Source organism: Scytonema sp. PRP1, assembly GCF_036697665.2.
Lineage (GTDB): Bacteria > Cyanobacteriota > Cyanobacteriia > Cyanobacteriales > Nostocaceae > Kalymmatonema > Kalymmatonema gypsitolerans.
The window spans coordinates 1-16,242 of record NZ_JBAHYJ020000041.1; the positions used below are offsets into that span (position 1 = coordinate 1).

15 protein-coding genes are annotated in these 16,242 nt (G+C 42.5%); 7 read left to right on the top strand and 8 right to left on the bottom strand.

Annotated elements, in window-relative coordinates:
- Positions 1 to 729 (top strand): RNA-guided endonuclease InsQ/TnpB family protein (locus V5G28_RS07750; RefSeq protein ID WP_332990551.1); only part of this gene is annotated, 729 nt, incomplete at its 5' end.
- A gap of 82 nt (positions 730 to 811) precedes the next feature.
- Here the strand turns inward: V5G28_RS07750 and V5G28_RS07755 are convergent.
- The 5 genes from V5G28_RS07755 to V5G28_RS07775 all read right to left on the bottom strand — a co-directional run bounded on the left by V5G28_RS07755 (position 812) and on the right by V5G28_RS07775 (position 7,159).
- The gene (locus V5G28_RS07755; protein WP_332990553.1) at positions 812 to 1,117 is read right to left on the bottom strand and encodes a hypothetical protein; all 306 of its coding nucleotides are present in this window, start codon (positions 1,115 to 1,117) and stop codon (positions 812 to 814) included.
- An 874-nt stretch (positions 1,118 to 1,991) separates the two neighbouring features.
- A complete protein-coding gene (map, locus tag V5G28_RS07760; RefSeq protein WP_332990555.1) occupies positions 1,992 to 2,819 on the bottom strand; it encodes a type I methionyl aminopeptidase in 828 nt (275 codons plus the stop codon).
- A 342-nt stretch (positions 2,820 to 3,161) separates the two neighbouring features.
- Complete coding sequence (locus V5G28_RS07765; protein ID WP_332990557.1) at positions 3,162 to 5,984, bottom strand: M16 family metallopeptidase; 2,823 nt, start codon at positions 5,982 to 5,984, stop codon at positions 3,162 to 3,164.
- Positions 5,985 to 6,130: 146 nt separating this feature from the next.
- Complete coding sequence (locus tag V5G28_RS07770; RefSeq protein ID WP_332990559.1) at positions 6,131 to 6,574, bottom strand: VOC family protein; 444 nt, start codon at positions 6,572 to 6,574, stop codon at positions 6,131 to 6,133.
- A 75-nt stretch (positions 6,575 to 6,649) separates the two neighbouring features.
- Entirely contained in the window at positions 6,650 to 7,159 is a 510-nt protein-coding gene (locus V5G28_RS07775; RefSeq protein WP_442994230.1) for a TIGR02652 family protein, read from the bottom strand.
- Positions 7,160 to 7,355: 196 nt separating this feature from the next.
- Between V5G28_RS07775 and V5G28_RS07780 the strand changes: the two genes are divergently transcribed.
- The 3 genes from V5G28_RS07780 (at position 7,356) to V5G28_RS07790 (ending at position 9,961) form a co-directional block, all read left to right on the top strand.
- Complete coding sequence (locus V5G28_RS07780) at positions 7,356 to 7,886, top strand: gamma carbonic anhydrase family protein (protein ID WP_332990562.1); 531 nt, start codon at positions 7,356 to 7,358, stop codon at positions 7,884 to 7,886.
- 327 nt (positions 7,887 to 8,213) lie between these two features.
- Complete coding sequence (locus V5G28_RS07785) at positions 8,214 to 8,339, top strand: photosystem II protein Y (protein WP_041040054.1); 126 nt, start codon at positions 8,214 to 8,216, stop codon at positions 8,337 to 8,339.
- 287 nt (positions 8,340 to 8,626) lie between these two features.
- Positions 8,627 to 9,961 (top strand): bifunctional folylpolyglutamate synthase/dihydrofolate synthase, encoded by a 1,335-nt coding sequence (locus V5G28_RS07790; RefSeq protein WP_332990567.1) that lies wholly within the window; start codon positions 8,627 to 8,629, stop codon positions 9,959 to 9,961.
- A 102-nt stretch (positions 9,962 to 10,063) separates the two neighbouring features.
- Here the strand turns inward: V5G28_RS07790 and V5G28_RS07795 are convergent, their stop codons facing one another.
- From V5G28_RS07795 to V5G28_RS07805, 3 genes are all read right to left on the bottom strand, one after another.
- Positions 10,064 to 10,483, bottom strand: a complete 420-nt coding sequence (locus tag V5G28_RS07795; RefSeq protein WP_332990569.1) for a GNAT family N-acetyltransferase — start codon at positions 10,481 to 10,483, stop codon at positions 10,064 to 10,066.
- The gene (gene hisC, locus V5G28_RS07800; protein WP_332990633.1) at positions 10,476 to 11,549 is read right to left on the bottom strand and encodes a histidinol-phosphate transaminase; all 1,074 of its coding nucleotides are present in this window, start codon (positions 11,547 to 11,549) and stop codon (positions 10,476 to 10,478) included. The genes V5G28_RS07795 and hisC overlap by 8 nt, the downstream gene beginning before the upstream one ends.
- 368 nt (positions 11,550 to 11,917) lie before the next feature.
- Positions 11,918 to 13,216 (bottom strand): ABC transporter substrate-binding protein, encoded by a 1,299-nt coding sequence (locus V5G28_RS07805; protein WP_332990572.1) that lies wholly within the window; start codon positions 13,214 to 13,216, stop codon positions 11,918 to 11,920.
- Between the two features lie 141 nt (positions 13,217 to 13,357).
- Between V5G28_RS07805 and pilM the strand changes: the two genes are divergently transcribed.
- The 3 genes from pilM (at position 13,358) to V5G28_RS07820 (ending at position 16,147) form a co-directional block, all read left to right on the top strand.
- On the top strand, positions 13,358 to 14,470 hold the full coding sequence (pilM, locus tag V5G28_RS07810) for a type IV pilus biogenesis protein PilM (RefSeq protein WP_332990574.1): 1,113 nt from the start codon (positions 13,358 to 13,360) through the stop codon (positions 14,468 to 14,470).
- Between the two features lie 148 nt (positions 14,471 to 14,618).
- Positions 14,619 to 15,389, top strand: coding sequence for a PilN domain-containing protein (locus tag V5G28_RS07815; RefSeq protein ID WP_332990576.1), 771 nt, complete (start codon positions 14,619 to 14,621; stop codon positions 15,387 to 15,389).
- A complete protein-coding gene (locus tag V5G28_RS07820) occupies positions 15,386 to 16,147 on the top strand; it encodes a pilus assembly protein PilO (protein WP_332990578.1) in 762 nt (253 codons plus the stop codon). Before V5G28_RS07815 ends, V5G28_RS07820 begins: the two co-directional genes overlap by 4 nt.
- The last annotated feature ends 95 nt before the right edge of the window (positions 16,148 to 16,242 follow it).

Below are 16,242 nucleotides of genomic sequence, written 5' to 3' on the forward strand. Positions count from 1 at the left end.
AAAAATGGTTTAGTTCCTGCACCTCGGTTTTTGAGACAAGCGGAACAAACAATCAAATATTTGAGTAAAAGGAAGCGTCGTAAACGTTCACCAAATTTCAAAAAGAAAGTAAAAGCTTCTAGAAGATGGAAAAAATCTCAAAAACTGGTTAGTAAGTTAAATCGTAAAGTTGCTAACCAAAGACAGAATTTTGTCCACCAGGAAACGACACGGATAATTAGCAGTAACAGCACGGTAGTAACTGAAAAACTAGAAGTTCAAAAAATGAGTGCCAAAGCTAAAAAAGGCAAGCGTAAAAAGCAAAAATCTGGTCTAAATAAATCGATTCTTGATGTTGGAATGGGGATGATAAAAGAATCTCTAAAAGCTAAATTATCAGATATTGGCGGCTTGTTTGTTGAGGTTCCTACTCGTAAAGTGAAACCATCTCAAACTTGCCCTAAATGTGGACATCAAGAAAAGAAGAGTTTAGCCCAAAGAACTCACGTTTGCAATAACTGCGGATATACTCAACAGCGTGATATCGCATCCGCAGAAGTAATGTTGCTTTGGCATTTCAACAATCTACAGGGGTTAGGAACTAGCCTCTTAGACGTAGATGATTCTGGCTCTACTTCAGGCACTCGTAAACGAAAGTCTGCGGGAAGTATGAAGCAACTAGGTCGTGTGAAACGTCAAAAATCTACCCTTACCGGACTGGATGTAGAAACCAGTCCTTCAACGAAGTAAGGGCTGGTAGTTCATGAAATTTCTTGCAAATTAGGAACTTCCAAATTAAAAAATATCCAACTTTTTCTTGTGGGATGGGCTTCTAGCCCGTCCTATTAACTGGGCGGGCGGGGACGCCCACCCCACAAGGTTGATTAAATTTGGTGATGGCAACAGCCGCTAGATATTCTTGAAAAGTTTTGTGAGCGAACTCATAAATTTCTTCTTGTTCCCTTTCGCTGAGTAACTCCCGCACACCTTGGTCATCTTTCTTAATGAACTCTTCTGGTGAGAGTGTTTGCTTTGGAATTGTGGCTAATTTTTCTTGGATCAGTGCTTTGGCTTGTTTAAATGTCTTGTCACGAGGAGAAGATTCATCTAAGGTAAATGCCTGGGTATTTTCTTCCATCAACTTTTGACTTGCTGTCGTTGGGCATCATCCGGAATTTCATCGAGTCCATCAAGCATTACCAGGCACTTGCCTTAAGCGATCGCTCTAGTGCTTTCTCATTCAACTTCATCGGTTGATGAGGCGATTTCTGAGAGGATGTTTGGAAAGTGTCGTCTTGTACCAAAATTTATCAATGATCCCCCAAATCCCCCTTAAAAAGGGGGACTTTTACCTTACTTTTCACGGTATCTGGAAAACCTCGCTTCTATTTCTCTCTCCTTGTAGGAGAGAGACGCAGGAATTTTGGGGAAAGAAAGTTAGATTTTTTGTGGAAAAGTCCACATGACGTGAAAAGTCAGGACTTTTACCCCCCTTTTTAAGGGCAGGGCTGTTTCATTCCCTCAAAGGCTCATAATGTCAAGGGTTAATGAAGTGCGATCGCTCTAAATTACAAGCGGGAAAATTTGAATTTCCTGGGTCGAAATGTAGGTTTTCCATCACGAATGTTCCAAAAATCATCGCGCTTTGATATTGACAAATCCTCCCTCCTTATCGAATGAAACAGCCCTGCCTTTTTAAGGGGGGCAGGGGGGATCAAGTAAAATATTTGATACTTCTCAAACATCCTCTGATGCAAGCGGATAGATGAAAGGCTATTTATAAACAAAATATTAAGTAGGGTGTGTTATGGCTTCAGGTAAGTCAAGATAGCGACAATAAATATTTTTGCCGTAACGCACACCAGATGAATGGTGCGTTATAGCGAAGCGCAACGCACCCTACAATGGTCTGTGAAAAGCTTGAATAAGTAGCCAAATCTGTGAAGAATAGCAAGCAGGCGATCGCCCGTATTTCAGGAGCGAGCGATCGCACTATTCTTGATCGACAATTATTAAACTTGCGAGCGATCCGTTAAAATTTCGTATCCAGTCTCTGTCACCAACACAGTATGCTCAAACTGAGCGGATAGAGAATTATCCACCGTCACAGCTGTCCAACGGTCAGATAAGGTACGTGTATACTTAGAACCAGCATTCAAAATTGGCTCAATTGCCAGCGTCATCCCCGCACGGAGTTTAACATTTGGCATTTCGCGGGTGCGGAAGTTGAAAACTGAAGGTTCTTCATGCAGGTTACGACCAACACCGTGTCCGGTAAAGTCCTGTACTACACTAAACTTATTTGCCTTCACATGGTCTTCAATTGCTCCAGCAATATCCATCAGGTAGTTTCCTGCTTTCACCTGTTCAATGCCTTTGAAAAGAGCTTCTTCTGCTACGCGAATCAGTCTTGCAGCTTCTGGAGTGACTTCGCCCACAGCAATTGTTATGCAAGAATCACCATGAAAGCCTTGGTAATATGCGCCGGTATCGACTTTTAAAACATCTCCAGTACGGATGACTTTTTTGGCACTAGGAATGCCATGTACAACTTCATTATTGATGCTGGAGCAGATAGAACCAGGAAAACCGTGATATCCTTTAAAGCTAGGTGTTGCATCCATTTCCCGGATGCGTCTCTCCGCATGAGCATCCAAATCAGCTGTGGTCATACCTGGCTTTACCAGCTCAGAAATTTCTTTGAGGACGGTTGCCACTATTTTTCCTGATTGCCGCATAATTTCAATTTCACGCGGCGATTTAATTTCAATTCCTCGGCGTTGCTTTTTTTGAGGCTTGTTTTGAGCTGGTTGAGAAAGCAGGTTACTAAGAATGTTCATGGGAAATTAATGAATATCTGTGCCTTGTCGCTTGTATATGAATAGTTCTTTTAACTTTAGTTCTTCTAACTTGTTGAGAAACAATACCTATATTTAAGTTAACTTATTTTTTGCCAAAGGGCTGTCTTTAAAAGCTTAATAGTACTTAAATACCACCTTAGAGGCGATGAATTTGCTCTGGTTTGATAGGGGCTGATGTGTATGAATCCCTATTCGGGATTGAAATGATTACTAATGACAATTTCTCCTGTCATACCCGCTTCTGTGTGTTCCGGTATTGGACAAAGTAAAGACGTGCCATAGCACGTCTCTACAACACTGCGCCCCTAAGCGTCTGTACAACTAATGACTCATGATGCCTTGGTCTGCAAATACAGCAGGTCCAGCTGTCACTACAACAATTTTATCTGGATAAAGTAACTCACGAGCTGCTTGATTGACTTGTTCAAGGTTGACTGCTTGAATTTTTTCGGTAGAATGGCGCAGTTCCTCTTTATCTAGCCCATACACCTCATTCATCAGAATTTTATGTGTTAATTCCTCTGGATCTGCCAGGGATATGATGTAGTTGCTGATCAAGATGCGTTTAGCTGTCTCTACTTCCGGTTCAGTGACGCCTTTTTCATGAATTTCCTTGAGGAGTTCGCGGGTACTGGCGATCGCCTGACGGGTATCTTCTGGAGAAGTTTGCATCTCAATCAAAAATGTTCCAAAATTGCTTCCCGCAAGGAAGTTGCTGTATATTCCGTAGGTTAGCCCAAGGCGATCGCGTACTTCTGCTCCTAGCCGACTCGATAAAGTATCGCCCCCCAAAATCTGATTCAATACCTGAACTGCATAAAAACGGGGATCTTTGCGGTTAATCCCTGTGTTACCCATGTAGGTAATGGCTTGAGCTTTACCCGGAAGAACAGAGTTGACGCTCACAACTTTTTCTGGTATTATATCTGCTGGATAATTCACAGTTGGTGGTGAACCACTTGCTTTCCAGTTACCAAACTCACTTTTTATAAGTCCTTTGACTTGATCTGGAGCAAAATCTCCTACCAGCGCTATCACTGTCGTGTCTGGGCGATAATGTTTTGTCTTAAATTCAATAACATCCTTACGGTTAATCCGTCGCAAACTTTGCTCTGTTGGAAATGTATGTAAGGGATGTTTTTTCGGGTAAACCGATTGTACAAATGTTCTTTGTGCGACTTCTGATGGATCATCTAACTCATGCTTCAACGTAGTTAAGGCTTGTTTGCGAGTCAGTTCTAACTCTTTGGTGGGAAAATTAGCATTTTTGACAACATCTGCTAATGTCTGAACCAGAATCGGTAAGTCAGCCGCCAAGCTATCACCTTCAATCCGCACACCTTCTCGGTACGTTTCAAACTCAAGGCTTGCTCCCCGATCTTCTAAGGTTTTGGCAACAGTTAAAACGTCCTTTGTTTTTGTGCCATTCATTAAATTTTCTGCTACAACAGACGCCAGTCCAGCTTTATCTTCTGGATCAAATTCTTTACCAGCTTTGACGTAGCCAGAAAGTGTCACTGTAGGAGTGCTTCTGTCGGAAACGAGCAATACCCGTAAACCGTTAGATAATGTAAATTGCTCTGGGAGCGTATGACTTCTAGGAACACTAGTCAAATCTACACTCGGTAGGTATTTTGCCACTTCCTGTGTATTCACAGCACCTGAGGCAAAATTTTCCGTGTTGTGTTTGGAGTTCGTCTTCTCAGTATTCCCCGTTGGCTTGACTTGAGTTGGCTTAAAAAAGCCCACTGTACGTGCTTCCGGTTTGAGGTATTTTGTTGCGACACGCTGCACATCCGCCGTCGTTACTTCGCGAATAGCTGCTAGGTATTTTTCTGTATAGCGATAATCACCTGCAGTTGTTTGGTCATTACCCAATTGCAACGCCAGATTGGTGATATCACGGTTACTCAAAATCACAGACGCTTCCAACTGCGCCTTAGCTCGATTCAGTTCTTCTGTTGTGACTCCTTTTTGTGTGAGTTTGGCGATCGCACTTCTAAGAACTGAGTCAATTTTTTTCAAGTCTTGATCGGGATCAGCCGTTACCGACAACTCATACCAGCCTGCTTCAAGCAAGCTAATCACAGAAGCGGAAACATCGCTTGCTAAACCGGATTCTACCAATACCTGCTCAAGGCGAGAATTGCGTCCGTCTGTTAATATACGATCCATCAAATCCAACGCTGGCACATCTGGATGATTCGCATCCGGTAACGGATATACTGCGTGCAATAACGTTGCAGATCCTGGTTCCAAGAGAACAATAGGAGTCCTCGCTTTTGACTCTTGACTCTTGACTCCTGACTCCTGACTTCTGACTCCTGACTGCTGACTCTTAGGTATTTTCCCAAAAATCTCTTTAACTGCTTCGAGGGTTGGTTCGGTTTGAAAATCTCCAACAATCACGACAACAGCATTGTCAGGAGTGTAGAAATTCTGATAGTACTTCCGCACCTGCTCTAAATTAAACTTTTGGACATCAGCTTCCGTACCACCAACAGGTAACCCGTAAGCATGGTTGGGAAACGCCACTTGCATGACAGCGCGGCTGAGGCGGTACTCAGGGCTATTTTCGTAACCTTGCAACTCGGAAATGACAACTCGCTTTTCGCTTGCTAGTTCCACAGAATCAATCACAGCATTTTGCATTCTGTCTGCTTCTAGCTCCAACAAAGCTGTGAGCTTATCGCGCTCTGCTGTATTGTAGTATGCCGTTTGGTCATAGCTCGTGAAAGCGTTTGAGTCACTGCCCAAAGCACTTAACAACCTTCCAAATTGAATTGGACGATTTTTTGTGCCTTTAAACATCATGTGTTCTAACTGATGAGCAATGCCATTTAATCCAGGTTCTTCGTTACGTGATCCTACCTTGTACCATACCTGCACAGTCACCACTGGGCTGGAGTGTACTTCTCTAGTGAGAACAGTCAGACCATTGTCCAAGACTGTTTTGCGAACATTTTCTATCAACGGAGGTATTGTTTTTTTTGATACGATTATTTTATCTGAGTTTAACCAGGTGGAAGCGGCTTGTATCCTCGTTAAAGAAGATGCATCTCCAAGCAACAACACCGTCATCAACCAAAAACTTAATAATAACAAAGGAAAACGATATCGATGCAATTTACGCAACACAGGCATGAATTTTACTACGCAAACTGTAAATAAAATTACAGATTTTTTTCTTGAATATAGTTGAGTTTCTCTGAGTCAGGTGTGATTTCCACAAGACTACAGAGAAGAAAAATTTATTTTACAGACAAAAAATTTTAAGTTCAACTATTCAACTATGAAAGTGTTGCTAATACACGGATAAATTCTAACGGCAAACCATCAGGATCTGCAATAAAAGCTACTTCGTAAAGATGATTACCTATTTGCTGTTGTGTAGGTTCTAAAAGAATTTTCAGTGGTTCCAACAGTTCAGAATTATTTTTTGCTAACACCAAAAAGTTTTCTTTTAAATTTGTTAACCAACTCGGTAAATCGGGTGTCATCTCAGTCAAATCAAATGAGAGATGGTAGTACCCCACATAGTGTTCATCTCCAAAGGCATCTGGAGCGGGTTTTGGTTGAGGAATTTGGATGAGTTCAATTCTGCCGTTGAGTCCTTCCAGCCAACAAGCAAGAGTGTAGCCTGTCGTGAAGCGCTCGCAAACGCTAAACCCTAGCTGTTCGTAGAAGGCGATCGCCCGATGAATATTTGCTGTACGAATCGAAGCGTGATGCATAATTTTAATTATAAGTCATCAGTCATTAGTCATAACTTCTGAGAATTTAGACTAATGACTTTTGACGTTGGATCTTTACTCAAATAATCTGAAATAGGGATAGCGCACTGGCACACCAGGCTCTTTTTCCAAATCGAAATTTATCACTTCCCAACAGGGATCTTCCGAAGAATCAGGGCTAAACTCTACAGGCAAACCATAAAGTCGCGCCGAAGTCATCTCCGGCTGTCCAGAACGCCAAGGCGTGCTACGCTCTAGGTAACCACTCATTAACTCTTGATAGCGTCTGGCAATGATCACCCGTGTTGCTCGGTACCCTTGGGTATAGAGCTTGTCTAGTGCTTCGTGAATTTCAAACCGAATGCCATCAGGATGAGTATGCTGCCGATACCATTCGGCATTCCATCTTCGCCAATGACGCCCTGATTGTAGGTGGATTAATTCTCCAGTTTTCGGATTCGCTTCAAAAGCGCCGTGACGTGGACATAAATAGGTATCTGTTAGTGTCAAAGCCGGGATTGTTTGGCGGCAGTGGGGACACTGAATTTCTGGACCGAATATAGGGTACTGCAAGCCTGGATTCATCATGAAGTGCGTACAAACATATTTTTGTCTCCACCAGTAATATTGGTTCCTTTTACACTTCTGCTCCACCTCACTCGGGTACTGACTTACTGCTGCCGTTGATATTCAAGACTGTACACCGTGATATCCTGGTGAATGCGACCTACCAAGGTTGGAGTTTCTCCAGTGTTCCTGGGTACCATATCTCTATTCTACCGTGTCTATCACTTCCTACTGGTCTTCTCCTGATATTTCTCAAGCTGCCTTCATAGCAGCGAACGCTGTCGTCATCGGTTCGGTAAAAATTGCAGCAGGCGTGAGCATATGGTACGGAGCAGTTGTCAGAGGAGATCTGGAAAGCATAGAAATTGGCGAATGTACAAACATTCAGGATGGAGCAATATTACACGGTGATCCGGGTAAACCTACGGTATTAGAAGATCATGTTACCGTAGGGCATCGCGCTGTCATACATTCCGCTTATATTGAACGCGGCAGCTTAATCGGGATTGGTGCAATTGTTCTAGATGGGGTACGGGTGGGGGCTGGTAGCATTATTGGTGCAGGCGCAGTCGTTACTAAAGATGTACCGCCTTTATCCCTTGTTGTAGGCGTTCCTGGGAAAGTTGTGCGCCAAATCTCACCAGATGAAGCAGCAGAACTCATCGAACACGCCCAACGTTACAAAAAGTTAGCCGACTTTCATGCTGGCAAGGGTACGGATATCGGGTTTACGGTACCTGAGTGAGAGAAACACGGAAATTGTAAATATTCTTTACATTTTGTTTGGGAAAATTCACCGCTTCAGTTAAAAATAAAAATGACAGTTCGATATATAGGATGGGCTACATCCGAATTTACGCCCGTGGACAAGAAGGAGCCCTTCGGGTTCACCAGTCGCCTACGGAGGGAAACCCTCCTGCAGCGCTGGCTCACCGACTCCCTTGAACGAAGCGGGAAGCAGACCCTCTAAAGGAAACTTTAGTTGAATGATAAACTTTAAACAAGTTTAGTCATGTTCTGTGTAGCAGTAGTTGACAAAACTTTATTTCTACATAACACAGGGGTTGTAAATATGGACATTGATATGCGTGTAGCAATTGTTTTAGCACCAGTTCTGATTGCTGCTAGTTGGGCTGCGTTTAACATTGGTGCTGCTGCTTTAAATCAATTACAAAACTTTTTGAATAGAGAAGCCTAGAATCAAATTATCACCATAAATATTTAACCGACTGTTTTTAATGATACGAGCAGTCGGTTTTATTTTTACTGAAGAACTTAGTACTCAGAACTCAGAATTTAGAATTCAGTAGTCAGAATCAAAAAAGGATACAAGTCCCCGTGGCGGTTATGGGAAAAAAGAAAGATATATTTCATGTCCAAGGCACATTTTCCAACGCGCCGTTATGGGGATCTATTCTGGGTTCTATGTTCTGTGTTCTGCGTTATTTTTAAATTTTCCTCACCTTAACCTTCTGACTATCTTTCGTGGATATCAACTCTTTACTACAGCCGTTTCAACGCTTTGGCGTCCATCTTGGATTGGAACGCATTGTTAAACTACTGGCAAATCTTGGAAATCCCCATCATCAAGTCCCAATCATTCATGTTGCAGGTACTAACGGTAAAGGTTCCGTCTGTGCCTATCTTTCTTCTATCCTTACTGAAGCAGGTTATCGCACAGGACGCTACACCTCACCTCATTTGGTTGATTGGACAGAACGCATTTGTCTTAACGAACAGCCGGTTTCCTCTGAACAATTGTGCCAAGTATTACTGCAAGTGCAAGCGGCAATTCGCCCAGATCAAGAGCCGCCAACGCAGTTTGAAGTGATTACCGCAGCCGCTTGGTTATATTTCGCACAGCAAAAAGTCGATGTAGCGGTGGTAGAAGTTGGGCTAGGAGGACGCTTGGATGCTACAAATGTTTGCTTGAACCCCCTCGTCACCATCATCACTTCCATTAGCCGTGAACATTGGCAGGTTCTTGGTCCTACTGTTGCCGATATTGCCAGAGAAAAAGCTGGTATTCTCAAATCTGGATGTCCTGCCGTAATTGGAGCATTGCCAAGCGATGCAGAACAAGTTGTGCGATCGCGTGCTTTGGAATTACAATGCCCTGTGATTGAGCCTAAACCTGCCCGGCAAATTTCTCCAGGATGGGCAGAGTATCAAACAATTTATCATACCCTCTGGGAAGCCGCCGATAGGGCGTCTACAAAATTTATTAAATACCCCTTACCGTTACAGGGGCAATTTCAGTTGACAAATTCAGCTTTGGCTTTAGCCGCTATAGAAATTTTACAAACACAAGGTTGGCAGATTTCTGAGGAAGCCATCATTACAGGAATAGCGAATACTAAATGGCTGGGGCGAATACAATGGACAAGTTGGAAAAACCATAAATTGTTGCTAGATGGCGCTCATAATCCAGCAGCCGCCCAAGTTTTACGAGATTATGTGGATAGTTTAACCCCACCCCCAGCCCCTCCTTGCAAGCAGGGAGGGGAGACGGCTCAGCACTCTGTGAATTGGGTGATGGGAATGCTGTCTACAAAAGACCACGGGTTGATATTCCAAGCTTTACTGCAACCAAATGACGGATTGTATTTAATACCAGTTCCAGATCATAGTTCAGCAGATCCTAGTGAATTAGCAAAACTCGCTCAAAGTATCTGCCCAGAATTAAGTTTTTGCCGTACTTATCCAGATTTATTACCAGCGCTAGAGGCAGCTTTTACCTCTACGGATAATTTGGTAATCTTGTGCGGTTCGCTGTACTTAGTCGGGCATTTTTTAGGAAGTATAGTCCAAAATCATTAGACTTATTGCAAAAGCGAATTGAATGATAATTAAACCACAGATGGACACAGATGGACACAGATTATTTATAGCGGAGCTGATGGACTACCGAATTGCGCTCGTTTACGGCAACGAGGATGTCAAATCTTTGCAATATACTATTTTTGTTTGTATCTGCAAATTCTCAATCACACCTGATATTTTGTATTCTCTCTTCTCAAATAACTTTATCATCGCCAAATTATCACTTTCGGTTGAGGAAAATATGATTTTTCCTTCACATATTTGCTCTACAAATTCCATGATTTTGTTTGCGATCCCTTTTCTTTTGAAATCAGGGCGGATGCACAAAAATCGAATAAAAGGTCTGCCGTAAAAAGTATAGTCAAACGTTACATATCCTGTAATTATTTTTTCGTGTGTAGCTACATAACATTCTTCTCTTTGTATTTCTGCCTTTCTATCTCCGGCAAAAATATCAAATTTATCTATTTCTTCAAAGTCGGTTAATGAAGCTTTTCCAATTCTGATTTTTTCAAGCATTTTCTATTCTGTTTTTATTCAACAAGCTCACTAAGGCTTCGATTAACGTCTGGTTTTGCTCGTCCGTGCCAACCGTAATCCGCAGCTTATCTTCTAACCCAGGTTGCTTATAGTAACGCACCAAGATTCCGAGTTCTTTCAGAGCCAAGTAAAGAGACTCTGCATTTCCCTCGTGAGGAGTTGCCAAAACAAAGTTACCCTGAGAATCAAGCACTCTCCATCCCAGATTCTTCAAGTCTAGGGTTAGCTTTGTCCGCGATATTTTCACTTTATCTGCACAAGCATTTTTGTACGCTTGATCCCGCATTGCTGCTGTACCGACTGCTATGGCGATCGCATCAATGTTGTAACTATCTTTTACCTTAAATAATCCAGCCAGTAATTTTGGATTTGCCACCCCAAAGCCCATGCGCAAACCTGCCAAGGAATACCCTTTCGACAAAGTACGTAACACAATTACGTTCTCGAATTCTTGCACCAACGGCAAAGCCGTATCCTCAGCAAAGTCAACGTAAGCCTCATCAATCGCCACAATTCCTGAGACTTGCTGCGCCAATTCCCGCAGATCATCCAAAGGTACCACGTGCCCAGAGGGGCTGTTCGGAGAAGCAATAAACGTAACTGCTCCATTTGCCGCAACGAGTTCCTTGATTGGTAACTGAAAGTTGGCAGAGTAAGGAACTTCAACCACTTGGGCAGGTTGGATAGCTGCTAAAGTCCGATACAGCACGTAGGTTGGCATGGGATACACAACTTTGCGTACGCTTCCTTCTGCACAGGAGCGTATTAGGACATTCAGCAGTTCATCGCTCCCATTACCCACAATAATCCAATCTGCTGGGACTCCCAACGCATCGCTCACAGCCTGACAAAACTCTCTCGCAAATGGATCAGGGTAGCGCCGTAACCACTCACTATCTAAATTTTGCAGCACTTCCATCGCCTTTGGGGAAGGCGGATAGGGATTTTCATTTGTGTTGAGTTTGATAATTTTTGTTCCTGGTTTGGGCTGTTCACCAGGAATGTAGCCAGTCATGGCATCAATGGCAGGACGGAAGTAGCTCATAGTAAATGATGGGAACTCATCAGTGGTTCCACAGGAAAAGCCACTTGCTAGGTTAATCCTTGAAGTCGCTTTAGACAAGTGCCAATTCTGTTTCCAGACATCAGTCCACCGTGCGCAATGTCGGGTAATTGCTTAGCATTCCGACTTGCCAAAATAAATATCACTAATATTGCGGTGTTTATCTATTACCTCGTTCCCAGTCTCTGATTGGGAATGCCTATTGGGAGGCTCTGCCTCCCTTACTTGCTCAAGAGCCGTCCCAACCGCATTTCCAGGTGGAACCTGGAAACGAGATTTTAACGAGATTTTAGAAACGAGATTTTAGAAGGGTTTTGGCTTAAGTTGACACCAAGAAACTAACTCCCCATCTATCTATTGTTCCACTCTTGTGCTGCATCCTCTACAGCTTTATCTACTGTCTTTTCCCCAAGCATTGCTGCTTGTAGATTCTCGTAAATTGCCTTTTGCAAGCGTTTTATATCCTTGAGCCTGGGAGTTAATACCTCTGCTTGTTGCAGTTCTTGGGCGCTGATCACTCGCGCTTGATCTAAAGGCGAGGCATTGGCGGGTGCGTCTTTGAAGTAGCTGTCAGCCAGCGACTTGACTGTGGAAGGAAGAACATTGGCTGCTTTGGCAAAAGAGAGCTGATTTTCGTCATTTGTGAGAAACAACGCGAATTTGAGGGCGGCGTCGGGTTGTTTGCTGTCGCGGGGGATAACGACGTTCATTACAGCGACATTTTTTTTGCCGTTTTCACCAGTGATTTGTGGTGCAGTTGCGGAAACTTTAGCTATTGCTGGGGCATTTTTGCCAATGTTCTCAAGAAACTCCCCACCAGAAAATAGCAACGCCGTTTCTCCAGCTTGGTACAAATCTACTGCATGACGATGTCCTTGTGTCAATGTTTCTTTGGGTAGAAGCCCTTTTTTGTATAAGTCTACCCAATACTGAAACACTGCTTTGCCTTGTGGGGAGTTAAAAGCTGCTTTACCCCCAGCATCTACCAAAGTCACCCCCATTTGTGCAAACGACTCTAGCACTTCACCAGCATCTTGAGGAACAAACGTCACAAAAAAGGCATATTTACCAGTTTTGTCTTTAATTTGTTGAGCCACTTGGGCTAATTCAGGGTAGGTAGCAGGTGGTTTGTTGATACCTGCCTGTTTTAATAAATCGGTGTTATAAATGGTTAGCCGAGTGGTGAGGTACCAGGGAATCCCAAAACTCTTGTCATTGAGCGTGCTAGCTTTCCAGATATTCGGTAAATATGAGGAACGCACTTCATTTGGAAGTTTTGCATCCAAATCTAACCAGGCATTTCGTCCTGCAAGTTGGGAAGCAAAATCCGGATTGAGGTTGACAACATCAGGTGGTGTTTTTGCGGAAACAGCTGTTAAAATTTTGTTCTCCATTGCCGTCCAAGGTACATCAACCCAGCTAACTTTGATACCGGGATTTTGTGACTCAAAAGACGCAATTAGGCTTTTAAAGTAGTTGGTAAATTGAGGTTGGAGTTGCATTGTCCAAAACTCAACATTTGCCCCTCCTGATGATGCCTGTTTTGTGGTATTGCTGACATTTCCTGTACCACAACTAACAATCCAACTAGTCAATACACCGAGTAACGCCCAAACAATAAATCTTTTGAACTTTTGAATTCTAACCATCGTGCTTGTACTTTTTTATCTTGTTCAGGGTGAAGTGCTTATGCTCAATTGTGGAGATTATAGGCTAAAACAATTTTCTAGCAACAATATCAATTCTTAATATCATTTGATTTTTGCATTGGTAGTCCAACGGGCAAAACTGTGGTCAGGCAATTCAAGAATTTGTTTGGTAAATATTATCAAGGGGTTGGCGTAGAACTGGCACCGCAACGCGTAAATTTAGCTCAGCTACGGAAGCAACGCCAAGGTTTGAAGCTAGAAACTTTAACATCAGTGCCGGTTCCAGAAGGTGTTTTTGTCAATGGTCAAATCACTGATCCCGCAACAATGGCGGAACTAATCCAAGAAGCGATCGCCGAAAGTAAAATCAAAGCTTTTCGTGTTGCTACCGCTGTACCGGGGCGAGACTCAGTTATACGCCTTATATCCGTGCCAGCAGAGTTAGATGACAAAGAACTACAGGAGATAGTACTTAACCACGAAGCAGGTTTGTATTTACCTTATCCTCGTGAAGAAGCTGATATTGATTATCAGAAACTAGGGTACTTTGTAGATGACGATGGCATCGAAAAGGTACAGGTATTGCTAGTTGCTACTCGTAAGGAAATAACCGATAGTTTTATAGATACATTTGAGCAAGCCGGATTGCAAATTGATGTTTTAGAGATTAACAGTTTTGCTCTGATTCGGACAATTCGCGACCAATTACGACAATACAGTTCACAAGAAGCAGCAGTGCTCGTCGATATAGAATTTGATAGCACAGAAATAGCGATCGTTGTGAATGGAGTACCACAATTTTCGCGTACCGTTCCCATTGGAACGTATCAAATGCAAATTGCTATATCTAGGGCAATGAGTTTACCAGTTTCACGAGATATAGAACTTTTGTATGGAATGTCTATTCCTTCAACTTTTATAGATGATGAAGAGAAAACTGGTGTTCCTGAAATGAATCCAGGTATGACAGCGATGATGCGGGTGTTAGGAGAACTCACAGATGAACTGCGCCGTTCTATTAATTTTTATCTCAATCAAAATGAAAATTTGGAGGTAGCACAAATTATGCTAGCAGGACCAGGAGGCGGACTGGGACAAATTGATGAGTTTTTTACACAACGATTAAGTTTGCCAACCTCTCAAATCGATCCAATTGCGGCTTTGTCATTGCAAATTGACGAAGAGAAATACCCCGCAGCCCAACGCCCTGGATTGGCGATAGTGCTTGGTTTAGGAATGCGAGAGGCGCAATAAAATTCAAAATTCAAAATATGTCCTGCGGACACGCTACGCGGAGCGTGAAAGTCCTCCGCAGAAGGCAGAAAATTCAAAAAAATCTAGAATTGGTAGGATACCTGCCTGTTTACAAAATGCAAATTCAAGACGTAATATTTTAAGTAAAATGTATAGCCTAGATATCAACTTTCTCAAAGACCGCTCAATTTACCAGAAGAATTCTAAAAAAAAGCGAGATGGAATATCTCTACGTAGTGGAGATGTAAGACCACTGTATATAGGAGTGGTAGTCAGTATATTTTTTCCGGCTTTAATGGGAACGAGTTGGTGGTTTTTGCAAGCAAAAAATAGTGAAATAGAGCAAAACAGAGCCGAACTGGAACAGGAGAATCAAAGGCTAAAAATAGAAATAGGAAAAATAGAAAAAATCAAAGAAGAAACAAACAAAATAAAGCAGGAAACTCAAGCTTTAGTTAGTGTTTTTGACCAGATTCGTCCTTGGTCAGTTGTGTTACAAGATTTGCGCGAGCGCATCCCAGAAACTGTGCAAATTGATACCATCAAGCAAATTCCACCCACAGCCCCAACAGAAGGACAGCCAGCACCCAATCCTGCTGGAGGTGTGGAAATTTCAGGGTTTGCTCGCTCCTTTGGCGATGTCAACGATTTTATGCTGAGTTTGCAACAATCTCGTTTCTTCAAACCTGCACAGACAAAAATTATCACAGCAGAGTTAGTAGATGCACCGTTACAACCCGACTCTCAATCTGCTACGAACATACAAATGAAACCACCCCAAATAGTCAAATACACAATTCAATCCAGTCTTAGTAATATTCCTGCTTCTGAATTAATTCGGGAATTAGAACAAAAAGCCTCAGTAGGACTAGTAAATAGAATCCGCAGTATGCAACAAATAGGAGTTATTCCAAAATGACTTTCAATGATGATTTAAAATTTGTACAAGCTACGGAATTTGATACAGCTTCTCCAAATTACCTTGTTATTTTTGGCATTTCCCTAACACCTAAACTTATCGGCATTCTTGTAGGAGTTTTAGGGCTTGCAGGAGCAGTTTATGTGCTGATAAATTCCGTTATGCCAGCATGGGAAACTTTTCAACAGCAGCAAACAAAACAAAACCAATTACAGGAAGTGGTTGACCAAAAGAAAACCATTCTTCAACAAATGGAGACAGTTAAACAGGAACAAGCAGTTTCCAAACAGCAACAACTCCAGGTTTTAGCTTTATTTGCTAATGAGAAAACCTTGGATACCCTACCACTGGATCTAAATCGCTTGGTTGAATCTAGCAATACTCAAATTCCTCCAAATGCAGTGAGAGCAAAACTGAGGAAATACGTCCCTACTGGAAAGGCTGAACCCATTACTGATGGGAGTCTTGGTTCATTGGTAAATGGCAAGCTAAAACGCAGCAGTATCAATATAGAAATTATCGGAACCTACGAACAAACACAATCTATTCTCCGTAATATAGAGCGGTTACAGTCTTTGTTGATAGTGAAAGACTATCAATCAAGTTTGGCCCCAGAACCAGCAACTCAACAGGACAAAACTGTGATGCCTAGAGTTGGACCAGCACCTATTAGTACATCTTTCCAGTTACAGGCATTAATGCCACTAAGTCAAGAGGAAGTCGCAGCTGCTGCTAAAGCGACACAACCAAATAAGTAGGTCGGTACAAATAAAGTTAACGAGTTTCGGCAGTCATTAGTCATTAGTCATTAGTCATTAGTCAACAGCCACAAATTATTCTCCCGTGCTCCCGT